The organism is Azohydromonas lata NBRC 102462, from assembly GCF_001571085.1.
Taxonomy (GTDB): domain Bacteria; phylum Pseudomonadota; class Gammaproteobacteria; order Burkholderiales; family Burkholderiaceae_C; genus Azohydromonas; species Azohydromonas lata.
Genome location: NZ_BCTC01000075.1, coordinates 1 through 13,713 on the forward strand (window position 1 = coordinate 1; position 13,713 = coordinate 13,713).

Below are 13,713 nucleotides of genomic sequence, written 5' to 3' on the forward strand. Positions count from 1 at the left end.
CGAAGAAGCGAGAGTGTAGCAGGGGTTTTTTGGTGGCCGCAAGAGGCTGGCGAAAATTTTTCTGCTGCCGCGCCGCTTTCGTTTCCAACGCAACCTCGCCTGGCTCAGGTCATGAGCTTGGCTCAGCGCCGAGATGCGGGCTGCGGCGCATGCTGCTCGTGCCAGTCCATCACGGCCTGGAGCAGGTCCGCGTCGGCGTCGGCCTGCCCAGCGGTGGCGGACTCGGCTTCGACCTGCACGGCCCGGTTGTGCGGCATGGGCGTGGATGCGGTAGCCGGCATGGCGCGCGCCGCGGCGGTGGCGTGGGGGTCGCGCTTTGAAGCGGGCGCCGCGTGCGGAGCCGCATGTGGGGCAGCCGCCATTTTGGTGCGGGCCATGCGTGAAGGCGGCGCAAGTGCAAGGGGCACGGACACTGGCGGTGCGGCCTGTGGTGAGGCCGGCGAGGAGACGGGCCCAGCCGGCGCCGGAACCATGCGCTCGATGCGTGCGGCCGCCGGTGCCGGCATGAAGGCCGTGGACGCCGCCGTGGCCGGCGTGTCCAACGCCCTTGCCTGCACGGCCGGGGAGACGGACACGGGCGCTGCGGCATGGGCGGCCCGTGCGACTTCGGGGGACGACCAGTGCAGCATCAGCGCCACGCCCAGGCCTGCGAAGGCCAGTGCCGCAAGGCTGGCCAGGCAGGATTGCAGGCTGCCCACGGCGGTTGCGTCCGCATGCATGGGCAGATCCTGGTGCAGCGCGGCCAGCAGCGGCACGGGCTCCCACAGGCCGGGCCGCGGCGCGGCGCCGGCTTGCGGCATCAGGCTGGGCCGCCACGCGGCCTGCGGCGCTGCGCTGGTGTGTCGTGAGTCCATGTGCCCATGCCCTCCCCTGGCGGTCCTGGTTGATGGGAACCAGTCTGGTCAGGGACTCCGCAGCGCCGCTTCGCGCTTCTCCCAATACCCCCTCATTCGCGGGAACCGCGGGGCACTCCTCTGGCGTTTGACAGCCTCTTTATGAACTATTTACACAAATTTACTTTACAGATGGCCCGATAGCAGCTTGAGCGGGCCAACAACCTTGGACGCGCTCATGCTGCTGGGAGTCTTGTTCTACCTGCTGCTGGCTGCCTCGCTGACGGCACTGCTGCTCGCACCCGTGCGCGATTGGGCTCAGGCCAGCACGCGGCGCTGGTGGCAAAGCGGCCGCCGCGCCGCGGCGGCCTGGACGCTGGGCACCCAGGCCCTGGCCCGCCACGCCGGCCGCGGGGTGCGGCACCTGGTTGCCGGCTCAACCGGCATGCTGCGCCGCCGGGCGCTGCCGCTGGCCGCCGCCTTGGCCCTGCTGATGCTCCTGCCCCTGCTCGCATGGAGCCTGCGCGGGCTGCAGCGCGTGGACGGCCTGGACGGCGCCGAGCGCGCCGTGGACCAGCGCGTGGCCGCGCTGCTGCAGGGCGAGGAACTGGTGGCTCCACCGCCGCTGCCGCCTGCGCTGTTCATGACTGCGGAAGTGCAGCAATGGCTGCCCATGGCGCAACTGGCCAGTCGCCAATGGGAGCTGCTGGACGCCGCCTTTCGACAACGGCTGCTGCTGGCCTTCCGGCTGGTTCGCGAGCGCCACGGCTACGACATGGTGCTGCTGGAGGGCTGGCGCAGCCCGCAGCGCCAGGCCGCGCTGGCGGCGCTGGGCCCCTCGGTGACGCGCGCCGGCCCAAACCAGAGCCTGCACCAGTTCGGCCTGGCCGCCGACTGCGCCTTCCTGCGCGACGGCAAGGTCGTCATCTCCGAGCGCGACCCTTGGGCCATGCAGGGCTATCAGGCCTATGGCGAGGTCGCGCGCTCGCTGGGCCTGACCTGGGGCGGGGACTGGCGCTCGCCCCGGGACTACGGCCACGTCGAGTGGCGGCGCGACGCCGCGCGCTGACTGCCAGCCATGGACTCCATCCTTTCACCCACTTCGGAGCTCTAGCCATGAAGCGCCTCCTGCAGTTGCTCCTGAGCGCCCGCACCCTGGCCCTACTGGGCCTGCTGCTGTTGGGCGCGTTCGTATGGTTCAGCGCCTGGCCCATGCTGCTGCGGCTGGCCGTGGCCGCGGGCCTGCTGTCCCTGGCCCTGCTTTACTGGCTGGTGCAGCACACCTGGCGGCGCTGGCATGGCAGGCGGGCGGCCGCCGGCCTGGAGCAGGCGCTGGAAGGCAGCATGGCCAGCGCCGCGGGCACCGGCGCCGACCAGCGCGAGGTGGAGGAAGACGAGTTGCGGTCGCAACTCCGAGAAGCCATTCGCACCCTGAAAAGCTCCCGGCTGGGCCGCCGCAGCAGCCAGGCCGCGCTGTACGAGCTGCCCTGGCTCATGCTCATAGGCGCCTCCTCCACGGGCAAGAGCACCGCCGTCGTCCAGTCCGGCCTGACCTTCCCCTTCCCGCACGGCAAGGACAACGTCCTCCACGGCATAGGCGGTACGCGCCACTGCGACTGGTTCTTCACCAGCGAAGGCATCCTGCTCGACACGGCCGGCCGCTACGCGGTCGAGGCCGAGCACCGCGAGGCCTGGATGAGCTTTCTGCGCCTGCTCAAGCGGCACAGGCCCAAGGCGCCCATCAACGGCATCCTCGTGACGGCCAGCGTGGCGCAGTTGCGCGACGCGCCGGCGCAGGACGTCATCACCCTCGCCCGCGACCTGCGCGCCCGCGTGCAGGAGCTCACCGATGCGCTGGAGGTCAGCGCGCCGGTGTACGTGCTCTTCACCAAGGCCGACCTCATCGGCGGCTTCACCGGCTTCTTCGCCGGCCACGACGCGCAGGATCGCGAACAGGTGTGGGGCGCCACGCTGCCCTACGAGCGCAAGCCCGCCGCCGACGCCGTGGCGCTGTTCGACCAGCACTTTGCCGAGCTGCGCGAGGGGCTCAAGGAAACCGCGCTGGCACACATGACGCTGCACCGCGGCCAGGCGCTGCCGCCCTCGGTGCTGGCCTTTCCGCTGGAGTTTGCCGCGCTGCAGCCGGCGCTGCGCAGCTTCGTCGCCACGCTGTTCGACGAGAACGTCTATCAGGTGCGCCCGGTGTTCCGCGGCTTTTACTTCTCCAGCGCAGTGCAGCCTGGCGACGCGGCCGCGGCGCCCGCCGATGGGGTGGCGCAGCAGTTCGGCCTGTCACCGGCCGCGGGCGAGGCCGCGCCCGCGCAGGCCATGCAGCAGGGCTACTTCCTCAAGCGGCTGTTCTCTGATGTGATCTTTGCCGACCGCGACCTGGTACGCCAGCGCGCCCACCCCACGCAGCGGCGGCTGCGCGCGCTGGGCTACGCGCTGGGGGTGCTCACGCTGTCCGTGGCGCTAGGGGGTTGGACCTGGTCTTACCTGGGCAACCGGCAGCTCGTGGCCGGCGTGCAGGCCGACCTGGAGAAGGCGCAGCGGCTGCAGGAGGGCCGCGCCGACCTGGCCTCGCGGCTGCAGGCGCTGGAGCTGCTGCAAGCCCGCGTCGACGAGCTGGCGGCCTGGCGCGCGCAGCGGCCCTGGACCGTCGGCCTGGGCCTGTACCAGGGCGAGGCGCTGGAGCTGCGGCTGCGCCGCGAGGTGTTCCAGGGCCTGCGCCGCGTGATGCTGGAGCCGGTGGCGCAGGCGCTGGAGGGCTACTTGGGCGAGGTCAACCTGCACGCCGCCGAGCTGCGCCCAAGCGCCCGCGGCACCGATGCGCAGGCAACGGCCGCAGCCGCTTCGCGCTACGCCCAGGCTTCGCCCACCGATGTAGGGGAAGCCTACAACGCGCTCAAGACTTACCTCATGCTGGCCGAGCGGCAGCGCATGGAGTCCGGCCACCTGGCCGACCAGGTCACCCGCTTCTGGCGCGGCTGGCTGGAGGACAACCGCGGCACGCTGCCGCGCGAGCAGCTCATGCGCAGCGCCGAGAGCCTGATCTCGTTTGCCATGGCGCACCTGCAGGACCCGCTGTTTCCCGTCATCGCCAACAACTTCGGCCTGGTGGACCGCACGCGCGAGAACCTGCGCCGCGTGGTGCGCGGCATGCCCGCCATCGAGCGCGTCTATGCCGACATGAAGGCCCGCGCCGCCACGCGCTACGCGCCCGTCACGGTGGCGCGCATCGTGGGCGAGCAGGACAAGGCCCTGATCGCCGGCAGCCACGTGGTGGGCGGCGCCTTCACCCGCGAGGCCTGGCTGGGCCACGTCGAGGGCGCCATACGCGACGCGGCCCACAACGAGCTGCAAAGCAGCGACTGGGTGCTCAAGACCAGCACGCACGACGACCTCTCGCTGCAAGGCAGCCCGCAGCACATCCGCAAGACGCTGGTGGACCTCTACAAGGCCGAGTACGTGCGCGAGTGGCAGCGCTTCATGCAGGGCGTGGCGGTGGCGGACTTCGCCGGCTTCGAGGCCGCCGTGGCGCACATGAACCGCTTGGGCGACCCCGCCGACTCGCCGCTGCGCAAGCTGCTGCTCACGCTGCACGAGCAGACGGCATGGGACAACCCGTCGCTGGCAGACGCTCACGCGGCGCGTGCGCGCGAGGGCGTGGCGCAGTGGCTGCGGCAGTCGCTGCAACAGCTCTCGCCGGCCCAAGTGGAGGTCAAGGCGGACACCGCGCCGTCCGAGCCGCTGCCCATGGGTGCCGTGGGCCGCGAGTTCGCCGCGCTGGAGCGGCTGCTGGCCGCGCGCGAGGGCGCAGCGCCGCTGCTGGAGGGCTATCTGCAAAGCCTGGGCCGCGTGCGCTCGCGGCTGAACACCATGAAGAACCAGGGCGACGCCGGCCCGGCCGCGCGGCAGCTCATGGCCGCGACCTTCGAGGGCGGCGCCTCCGAGCTGGCCGAGGCGCTACGCTTCGTGGACGAGCAGTTGCTCGCCGGCGCCAGCGACGGCGTCAAGGCCGCGCTGCGGCCGCTGCTGGTGCGTCCGCTCATGAGCTCCTTTGCCGCGCTGGTGCCGGCCGCCGAGGCCGAGCTCAACCGGCAATGGACGGCACAGGTGCTGCAGCCCTTCCAGCTCACGCTGGCGGGCAAGTACCCGTTCGATCCGGCCTCGCGCGTGGAGGCGGCGCCGGCGGAGATCGCGCACGTGTTCGGCCCAAGCGGCGCGGTGGCGCGCTTTGCCACCGAGGCGCTGGGCCCGCTGGTGACGCGCCGCGGCGACGAGGTGGCCGCGCGCCAGTGGGCGCAACTGGGCCTGCGGCTGCGGCCGGCCTTCGCCCAGGGCCTGCCCGGCTGGGTGGCGCCGCTGGACAGCGCGGCATCGCCTTCAGCCGGCGCGGCGCAGGTGAGCTTTCAACTGCGGCCCACGGGCGCGCCGGGCTTCGTGGAGTACACGGTGGACATTGACGGCCAGGTGCTGCGCTACCGCAATGGCGAAGCGAGCTGGAGCAGCTTCGTCTGGCCCCGGCCCGGCACCACGCCGGGCGTACGCATCAGCGGCATTGCGCTGGACGGGCAGGCCGTGGAGGTGTTCAACGCACCCGGAGCCTACGGTTTCGAGCGCCTGATAGACGCCGCGCAAGTCACCAAGCTGGCCGACGGCCTGCGCGAGCTCACGCTCGGCCAGGGCTCTCTGGCCGTCACGCTCCACTATCGGGCCATCTCCACCCCTGGGCCGATGGCTGGCGGCGCGGCGCCGGCAGGCGGTGCTGGCTTGCGCGGACTGTCGCTGCCCGGGCTGGTAGCCGGCGAGGACGCGGCCCAAGTGGCGCTGGCCGCCACTGCACCCGCCACCACCGCCACCGCTACCGCCACGGGAGCGGCGCGGTGAGCGGCACGGCGGCCCTGTCCTGGTTCGGCAAGCTGCGCTCCAGAGGCGATTTCGTGTGCAGCACGCGGCAAGGAGCGCTCACCCGGCTGCTAGACCAATGGCTCAGCCGCGCCCTGGCCGATCTGGCGCAGGACCCGCGCTGGAAGCAGCTCTACGACAGCGCGCTTTGTGCCCATTTCGCCGTGCTGGGCGTGCGCAGCCGCGTGGCGCTGGCCGGCCACCTGCGCCCAAGTGCCGATGCGGCAGGCCGGCGCTTTCCCTTCGTGGCCACGGCGTCGTTCGAAATCGGAGCGCCCATGGCCTTCATCGCCCAGGCGCCGCTGGTGCTTGGACCGGCCTGGCTGCAATTGCAGGACCTCGCCGCGCGCGCCTGCGCCGCCGACGACGCGGCCAGCGTGCTGGCCGGCGCCCGCCAAGTGCGCCTGGACATCGCCCCGCAAGCCGACGCCTGGGCTCGCGAGGACGGCGACTTCGTGTCGCGGCAGACCTTGGGTGAGCTGCAGGCGCTGCTGGAGCACAGCCACCCCGGCGTGGACCTGCGCCGCGTGCTGCTGGCCCTTGGGCTGCTGCTGCAGCCCGTGCCGGACAGCGGGCTGTCGCGGCTGGACACGGGGCTGCGGCTGCCGCTGCCGGGCCGGCCGCACCAGGCCGCGGCCATGGCCGCGCTGTGGCTGCGGCTGATCGCCCGCTTCCTGGCGCGCGGCGACTTCGAGCTGATGCTGCTGCTGCCTTGCGCGGGGGCACCGGCCGAACCCACGCTGCTGGTGGGCTTCGCCGGCGCGTCGCCGGCCATGCTGCAGGCCCTGTTCACGCCCGCGTCCGCAAAGGACGCCTTCATCACGCTGCACGCACCGTGCTGGGTGGACGGCCACGTGGCGCAGGACGCCGCGCTGCGCCGGCTCGACGCCCATCTGCGCCAGCCCACGCTGCCGCTGCGCGAGGCGGCGGACCTTTTCGGCACCGCCTTTCTGAAGGAGTGACGCCATGCGCTCGTTGACTGCTCGGTTGCACTGCCCTGCCCTGCCCGCGGGGGCCCGGGCCGCCCTGCTGCTCGTCCTGGCGGCCCAGCCGCTGCCGCAGGCGCGGGCGCAGAACCCGCCGCAGCCGCAAGTTCAGACGCAGACGCAGGTCCAGGCGGCAGCCGGCGCGCAGGGGCCGGTGGTGGTGTCCGGCGCGGTGCCGGACGAGGCCACGCGCGCGGCCATCCTCACGCGGGTACGGGAGATCTACGGCGCCGCCCGCGTCGTGGACCAGCTCGGCATAGACCAGCTGACGGCTCCACCCAATTGGGCCGCGCAGGTGCAGCGCGCGCTGGCGCCGGACCTGCGGCAAGTTACGCAGGGACAGTTGCGCATCAGCGGCAACGTGGTCGAAATCAGCGGCCGCGTCCCCGGCGAAACGGTGCGCCAGCAAGTGCTGGAGCAGCTCGCTGCACGCCTGAACAACCCCACCTACACCGTGCGCGACGGCCTGAACGTGGCCGCGCCCACGCAGCAGATGCTGGATGCGGCGGTGGCGCGGCGCACCATCGCCTTCGAACCCGGCAACGCCACGCTCACGCCCGCGGGCACGCAGGTGCTCGACGAGTTGCTGCCGCTGCTGCGCCAGCTCGCCGGCCGGCGCTTCGAGGTGGTAGGCCATACCGACGACCGCGGCCCCCGCATGGCCAACCTGCAGCTCTCGGCCGCGCGCGCCGAGGCCGTCAAGGCCTACCTGGTGAACAAGGGCATCGCGCCCGCGGACATCCAGACCGCCGGCGCCGGGCCGGACCAGCCGGTGGCCGACAACCTCAGCCCCGAAGGGCGGGCCCGCAACCGGCGCATCGAATTCCGGGTATTGGCCTGAAACCGGTCTGAAGAAGGCTTGAAGCGGGCCGGATGCGGCGGCCCGCGCCGCGCCTCAGCCGCGCAGCTCGCGCGGCCCGACGCCCAGCAACTCCTCGAAGGACGCCAGTGCCATGCCGTCCTTCACCACGGCGCGCAGCCATTCGTGCAGCGGCATCTCGCCCCAGCGCGCCGCCTTGTCGGCCAGGTAAGCCACGGGGCTGTGCGGCTCGGCGTGGCGGAAGTAGTCGGCCACCAGCCGCAACTGCTGCAGCGCCTGCGCCCGCGACTGGATAGGCCCGCCGGCCAGGCGCGGCGCCGGCGGCGCCGATGCCTCGGCCACGGCGGCCGGCGCCATGACGGCCGCCCCGTCCGGCCGCGCCTCGGCCACGCCGGCCTCGCGCCCAATGCGCGTCCAGCCCTCGGCCACCTGCTCCAGCGCGTTGCGTGCCGCGGCGAAGGACGGCCCGTCCTGCGGCAACTGCACATCCACCGCGGCCTGCAATTGCAGCAAGGCGGCTTGGGCGGACGCGATGGCTTGTTGTTGGGCGCCGAAAGCGGTGTGGCCCCCGGCGGCCACGGCGCGCAGCGTGGCGTCCAGCGTAGGGGGCGGCTCCTGCGCGTCCACGGCCGTTGCCTCGCCGTCGGGGCAGGACGCGTCGTCCGCGGCCGCCTTGCGCCGGCGCGCGGCCTGCACGTCGACCAGGCCCATGGGCTGCGCGTCCACGGCCACCAGCGGCAGGCTGCGGCTGAGCTCCACCACGCGCACGGTCAGCCAGGCCAGGCAACCGGCGCGCTGTTCCTGGTCGCCGTCCTCGGCCAATGGGTGCAGCGTGCGCCAGTGCCGCTCCACCAGCGCGGCGGTCAGCCGTAGGCCTTCGGCCAGGCCCTCGAAGCCGCGCAGGCGTGCCCAGGCGTCGGTGAGCCAGCCGGCAAACGTCAAATCCTTGGAGCGGGTGCGCAGCAGCGTCTCGCAGCCGCGCGCAACGCCGGCCCAATCGGCGGATTTCAGCGGCGTGACCCACTCGCCCTGCGCCAGGGACGGGTCGTCCTCGCGGCGCATCTCGCGCAGGGCGTCCACTTCCGGCGAAAACGAAAGATCGTCGCCGCAGGGCTGCTCGGCGGATAGGGGCTGCAGGAGAAGTTCGAGGTCCATGGCGGCTGACGGGGGTGGACGCTGAGTTCACGGGAGCCGTTGCAACGGTCCGGCCCGTGGCCTGGAACTGCAGGCTTCACCGTAGCCGCATCCGCGAGCGGCGCACAGGGCGCTTCGTCCCTCCGTGAAAGCCCTGCCGCCCGCGGCTCAGGCGCGCAGCATGCGGTTGAACAGCGCCAACGTGCGGCTCCAGGCTTGGCGTGCCGCGGCCTCGTCGAAGCGCGGCGTGGTGTCGTTGTGAAAGCCGTGCTGCGTGCCGGCGAATTTGAAAGCCTCGAAGCGCACGCCCGCGGCCTGCAGCGCGGACTCGTAGGGCGGCCAGGTGGCATTGATGCGCTCGTCCTGGTCGGCAAAGACCAGCAGCAGTTGCGCCTTGACGTTCTTCACCTGGTCCAGCGCCGGCGCCGGCCCGTAGAAGGGCGCACCCGCGGCCAGCTCCGGCATGCGCGTGGCCAGCATGTTCACCGTGCCGCCGCCCCAGCAAAAACCCACCGCGCCCAGCCGGCCGTTGCCGCCGGCAAGTCCGCGTGCCCATTGCGCCGCGGCAACGAAGTCCTCGCGCGTCTTGGCCGCGTCGAGTTGGGCAAAGCGCTCGCGCGCCTTGTCCTCGTCGCCGGGGTAGCCGCCCAAGGGAAAGAGCGCGTCCGGCGCCACGGCGATGAAGTTTTCCAGCGCAAGGCGCCGCGCGACGTCCTCGATGTGCGGATTCAAGCCGCGGTTCTCGTGCACCACCAGCACCACCGGCAGCGCCGCAGCGGCCTGCGCCGGGCGTGCCACATAGGCTTTTGCCTTGCCGTAGCCGGCGGGCGAGGCGAATTCGGCCCACTCGGTGCGCAGCCGCGCGTCAGCTGGCGCGACCTTTTGCGCCCCGGCGAAATCCGGGCTCAGCGCGGCCAGCAGGCCCGCCGCGGTGGTGCCGGCAGCCAGGGCATGGCGCGCGGCGCGGTCCAGGAACATGCGGCGGTCCATGCCGCCATGCACGTACTGGTCGAAAAGGCGCAGCACCTCGGGGTGGAAGTCGGCTGCCGTCGGCCGGCGGCGCCCGTTCTGGTCATCGGACATGGATGGCTTCCCGTAAAACGACAAGGAGGCCGCGTTGTACCCGCGCCAGGACCACGTCGGCAGGCGGCGGCTACAAACGCCCTTCCTGCGTCCACACCGGCGCCAACCACTTGGAGAAATAGACCAGGGCCGAAGTGCCCAACCGTGCCGCCGGGTTGAGCTGGCGCGCCTTCTGGAAATCGCGCCAGATGCGCACCTCCGGCAGCCGGCCGTAGTCGGGGCTGACGGCCAGCGCCGCTTGCGGGCCGACCCGCTCGGCCTCGTAGCGGGCATACCAGTGCTGCTTGTCGGGCTCCGGCAAAACCAGGAAAAGATCCCGTGCCGCCATCCACAGCTCGGCCACCTGGGGCACCACAGCCGCGCGCGGGACGGCGCTGCATGCAGGCGGCGCGGGGGGTTCGGCCACAGCGGGGGGAGGCTCTTGCACGGCTGGCGCTGGAAAAACCCCAAGCGCTTCGGGAGCGGCAGGTGTGGCGGGCGCTGCAGCCGCTGTCGGTGCCTTGCGCGCGCTCGCCTTGCCGCCCTGCTCCGCCGGGGCTGCGACAGGCTTGGGCTCGGCATCGGGCACGTCGGGAAAGGCCCCGCTGAAGGCGCCGCTCTCCAGCCCCTGCGTCACCACCGTCTGCAAGTAGGCCGCGATGCTCTTGACCTCGCCGAGCTGGGCGCTCTTTTGCAGGCGGCGCTCCACGGTCTCCACGGCCTTGGCGCGGTCCTGCGGCTCCAGCCGCTGCAGCAGCCGCGTGGCTTCGGCGTCCGGCACGCCCCATTGCGCCAGCCGCTCCAGGGCCGACGGCTCGACGCCCTCGGCCTCGCCCAGCGCCTTGCGCTTGGCCTTGACGACGAACTGCAAGTCCGTGGTGAAGCGCCCCGCCTTGGCGACGTGGTAGTCGATGCTGAACTTGTCCTGTTCCTTGTTGACCTCGCGCACGGCCGGGTCGAGCACGTCGCGCTTGAAGTATTTCCACTCCGGCGCCTTGCCCTTGCCGCCGGCGTCGCGGCCGCGGCTGGTGAGGATGTGGTGCCACTCCGTCCAGTGCAGCCGCACCGACAGGCCGTTTGGGCTGGAGAGGTAGCGCTCGCCGATCTCGTACAGCACCAGCCCACCCACCGTGCGAAAGCGCCGCTGGATTTCCAGCGAGATGAGCGAATAGACCTCGGGCTTCAGGATGTAGGGCCGCACCGCCGGATGGAAGTCGAACACCAGCGTGGGTCCCTCGCCGGGCTTCTTGCGTATGGAGGCGTAGCTCAGCAGCGTGGCGCTTTCCCAGCGGTAGGACTCGCGGTTGAAATTGCGCGGGCTGTCGCCCCAGTTCACGGCGATGGTCTGCAGCTCGGTGAGCGTGGTGGCCAGCACTTCCATGTTCTTGCTGTCGAAGCCGCTGAGCTTTTTCAGCAGGGCCACCGGCATCTCGTACATGTTGTCGGCGTTTGGGCTTTGCGACTGCGCATGCTTGACCAGGCAGTTCCAGAAGCGCCGGCCCAACAGCGTGGCCTTGCCCTTAGTTACCCGCAGCGCGATGGATTCAACAGGCTTGACCACCATGGCGCCGCGGTTCACCGGCACTGGCACCGATGCCGACGGCATGACGGGGGCGGGACCGGTAGCCACTGGTTCCTTGACCGCAGCCTGGCGTCCCTGCCCCGAGCGCTTGAGGGGCAATTCGGATTGGGAAAGGACGGGCTTTTTCAAGAGGGCTCCACGAACGGGAGCCGGACTGTGCGCGAGAAGTGCGCTGTGGTCAACAGCGCTCACCTGAGCGCAGCGAAGAGGCCACAGAGTCCGATGGCATCAGGAAAATTTTATGAGCTCGGAGCGCGCGCTTGAAGACATTGAAATATCGGAATTGAGGTTTTGATATTTGCTGACTCGCCAAGTGCTTGTTTTTATTTGACTATTTCCTGTTCCAGGTGAGCGTTTATGGGGCTTGGGGTGAGCTGCTTTGGGGCTTGGGGTGAGTGGATATGGGGGCCGCTCACGTTTGAGGTGAGCTGTCTTGGGCCGTGGGGTGAGTGGATATGTTCGCCGGAGTCGATGTGCCAGCCCGCTTGCTTCGAACAGGGCACGTCGTCCTGATCGGTTTGTTGACCACGCCGCGGTGTCAAGGGGTCACTACAAGGTTCGGCTGAGGTGAGCCGTTTTGGGCAAGCGCATGGCAGCGAGCGCCGGTTGAAGGTGAGCTTTCTTGGGGAAAGCAGGTGGCAACTCCGGGGCGATACGGCGAGCGTTGGAGTGAGCTTTTTGGGGCCGTTCCTGTTCGGCCGACCAGAGCCCAGAGGTGAGCCGTTTTGGGGACTGCGGCGAAACCCTCACGAACGGCTTCAGGTGAGCGGTTTTGGGGCTGCCTGGGTCAGCAAGGTGAGCTGTTTTGGGCAGCGTTTTGAAAAGCGGTATTCCGGTTCGACCCTTGTCGCACGGGATGGCCCGCCCGTTCTGGCCCAGGGAGCCGGGCTTGGGGTGAGCCCTTTTGGGGCTTGGTAGCTTTTCACGGGCGATTGTTGGTCCGGTATTCGATGGTCAATGACTCTTCAACCGTGGATTTGGTGAAAACACGAATTTGACGGTCAGTGTGTTGCTCGGCGATGCAAAGTGCGATCCGCAGGCATGAGCCTGGTTTACAGTGCAGCCCGTCGAATGAACGAGTAGGGGATACGCATGGAAGTGGCCAACGAACGGGCGGCGCAGGGCCGGACCAAGGACGCCGTGGCAACGGCCAGCTCGGTGTCCATGGAGGACCTGCAGCAGTTGGGCGAGCGCGTCACGAACCTGAATGAGCGCATCAAACAGGTGATCTTCCGCCCGGAAGGCATGAAGGCGCCGCCGGTGTTCAACGCGGCGCAGGTGGCCGAGTTGTGCGGCCAGTCCTACGAGAAGTTCAAGCGCCTGCTGCAGCGCGCCGGCGAACGCGGCTTGCCCACAGGTGCTGGCAAGAAGGCCGTTTCCGAAGAAGGCGCCTCCGCCTCGCGCAACCGCATGTTCACGCTGGAAGACGCGCGCGCCTGGGTGCGGGCCGAAGGCTCCATGCACCACCGCGCCGAGGGGCAGCAGGGTGCCGTCATCACCGTGGGCAACTTCAAGGGTGGCGTGGGCAAGACGGTGCTGAGCATGTCGCTGGCGCAGGGCCTGTCGCTGCGCGGCTACAAGGTGCTATGCATCGACTACGACCCGCAGGGCTCGCTCACGTCGCTGTTCGGCCTCACGCCCACGGACTTCGACGCCGAGGAAACCGTGATGCCGCTGATGCTGCCTCGCGACCGCGAAGGCGCACGCTCCACGCTGCAGGAGTCCATCAAGGCCAGCTACTGGGACGGCATCGACCTGGTGCCGGGCAACTCCTCGCTGTTTGCCGGTGAGTTCTTCCTGCCCATACGCCAGCAGGCGGCACTGATGAAGAACTCGGCCGAGCCCAACTTCCTGTTCCTGGAGGTGCTGGAGAACGCCCTGCGCCTGGGCCCGCGTGACGAGTACGACTTCATCATCATCGACACGCCGCCGGCCCTGTCCTACCTGACCATGACCACCTACTGGGCCGCTGACGCCTTGCTGGTGCCGCTGCCGCCGGAAGGGCTGGACTTCACCAGCTCCGGCCAGTTCTTTTCCATGATGGCCGAGCTCGCCGGCACCGACCGCGGCCTGGCCAGCAAGGTGTATTCGTGGATTGGCGTGGTGCCCAGCAAGGTGGACAACACCAAGCTGCACACCAAGGAGATCCTCAAGTGGATGCAGGACGGCTTCGGCCGCCACCTGCTCAACCTCGAAATCCCCGAAACCGCCGCGGTGCGCGTGGGCGGCATGAGCCTCAACACGGTCTACGACATCTCCAAGTACGTGGGCAGCCGAAAGACGCTGCTGCGCGCGCGCGACGCCTACGACAAGGCGGTGGACCTGGTGGAGCACATGACGCGCAGCACCCTGTGGCGCAACGCCAACCCGGCCTGAAGGCAGGAGACC

At 70.3% G+C, this 13,713-nt stretch carries 9 protein-coding genes; 5 read left to right on the forward strand and 4 right to left on the reverse strand.

All coding sequences use genetic code 11. The annotated features are described in order from the left end of the window. Nucleotides 1-122: 122 nt before the first annotated feature. Entirely contained in the window at nucleotides 123-854 is a 732-nt protein-coding gene (locus tag ALA01S_RS21540; protein ID WP_066340867.1) for a hypothetical protein, read from the reverse strand. A 217-nt stretch (nucleotides 855-1,071) separates the two neighbouring features. On the opposite strand from ALA01S_RS21540, the gene ALA01S_RS21545 reads away from it, so the two are divergent. Genes ALA01S_RS21545 through ALA01S_RS21560 form a run of 4 tightly spaced genes read left to right on the forward strand, consistent with a single transcriptional unit; the run spans nucleotide 1,072 to nucleotide 7,568 of the window. Next, nucleotides 1,072-1,902: a M15 family metallopeptidase gene (locus ALA01S_RS21545; RefSeq protein ID WP_066340922.1), complete on the forward strand. Its 831-nt coding sequence runs from the start codon at nucleotides 1,072-1,074 to the stop codon at nucleotides 1,900-1,902. 47 nt (nucleotides 1,903-1,949) lie between these two features. After that, a complete protein-coding gene (tssM, locus tag ALA01S_RS21550) occupies nucleotides 1,950-5,723 on the forward strand; it encodes a type VI secretion system membrane subunit TssM (RefSeq protein ID WP_066340873.1) in 3,774 nt (1,257 codons plus the stop codon). Then, the gene (gene tagF, locus ALA01S_RS21555; RefSeq protein ID WP_066340874.1) at nucleotides 5,720-6,703 is read left to right on the forward strand and encodes a type VI secretion system-associated protein TagF; all 984 of its coding nucleotides are present in this window, start codon (nucleotides 5,720-5,722) and stop codon (nucleotides 6,701-6,703) included. The genes tssM and tagF overlap by 4 nt, the downstream gene beginning before the upstream one ends. Nucleotides 6,704-6,707: 4 nt before the next feature. Beyond that, nucleotides 6,708-7,568 carry an OmpA family protein gene (locus ALA01S_RS21560; RefSeq protein ID WP_084267797.1) on the forward strand — a complete coding sequence of 287 codons (861 nt, stop codon included), beginning with the start codon at nucleotides 6,708-6,710 and terminating at the stop codon, nucleotides 7,566-7,568. 54 nt (nucleotides 7,569-7,622) lie between these two features. Here the strand turns inward: ALA01S_RS21560 and tssA are convergent, their stop codons facing one another. The 3 genes from tssA to ALA01S_RS21575 form a co-directional block, all read right to left on the reverse strand. After that, nucleotides 7,623-8,702, reverse strand: coding sequence for a type VI secretion system protein TssA (tssA, locus tag ALA01S_RS21565; protein WP_066340877.1), 1,080 nt, complete (start codon nucleotides 8,700-8,702; stop codon nucleotides 7,623-7,625). A 147-nt stretch (nucleotides 8,703-8,849) separates the two neighbouring features. Then, nucleotides 8,850-9,764, reverse strand: coding sequence for a dienelactone hydrolase family protein (locus ALA01S_RS21570; protein ID WP_066340879.1), 915 nt, complete (start codon nucleotides 9,762-9,764; stop codon nucleotides 8,850-8,852). A 70-nt stretch (nucleotides 9,765-9,834) separates the two neighbouring features. Next, the gene (locus ALA01S_RS21575) at nucleotides 9,835-11,307 is read right to left on the reverse strand and encodes a replication initiation protein (protein WP_169805976.1); all 1,473 of its coding nucleotides are present in this window, start codon (nucleotides 11,305-11,307) and stop codon (nucleotides 9,835-9,837) included. A gap of 1,110 nt (nucleotides 11,308-12,417) precedes the next feature. On the opposite strand from ALA01S_RS21575, the gene ALA01S_RS21580 reads away from it, so the two are divergent. After that, the gene (locus ALA01S_RS21580) at nucleotides 12,418-13,701 is read left to right on the forward strand and encodes an AAA family ATPase (RefSeq protein WP_066340883.1); all 1,284 of its coding nucleotides are present in this window, start codon (nucleotides 12,418-12,420) and stop codon (nucleotides 13,699-13,701) included. The last annotated feature ends 12 nt before the right edge of the window (nucleotides 13,702-13,713 follow it).

Bases quoted from the DNA above. Each gene is read 5' to 3' on its own strand.
- tssM (WP_066340873.1), top strand. From the start codon at position 1,950: ATGAAGCGCCTCCTGCAGTTGCTCCTGAGCGCCCGCACCCTGGCCCTA.
- ALA01S_RS21545 (WP_066340922.1), top strand. From the start codon at position 1,072: ATGCTGCTGGGAGTCTTGTTCTACCTGCTGCTGGCTGCCTCGCTGACG.
- ALA01S_RS21540 (WP_066340867.1), bottom strand. From the start codon at position 854: ATGGACTCACGACACACCAGCGCAGCGCCGCAGGCCGCGTGGCGGCCC.
- ALA01S_RS21580 (WP_066340883.1), top strand. From the start codon at position 12,418: ATGGAAGTGGCCAACGAACGGGCGGCGCAGGGCCGGACCAAGGACGCC.
- ALA01S_RS21570 (WP_066340879.1), bottom strand. From the start codon at position 9,764: ATGTCCGATGACCAGAACGGGCGCCGCCGGCCGACGGCAGCCGACTTC.
- tssA (WP_066340877.1), bottom strand. From the start codon at position 8,702: ATGGACCTCGAACTTCTCCTGCAGCCCCTATCCGCCGAGCAGCCCTGC.
- ALA01S_RS21560 (WP_084267797.1), top strand. From the start codon at position 6,708: ATGCGCTCGTTGACTGCTCGGTTGCACTGCCCTGCCCTGCCCGCGGGG.
- ALA01S_RS21575 (WP_169805976.1), bottom strand. From the start codon at position 11,307: ATGGTGGTCAAGCCTGTTGAATCCATCGCGCTGCGGGTAACTAAGGGC.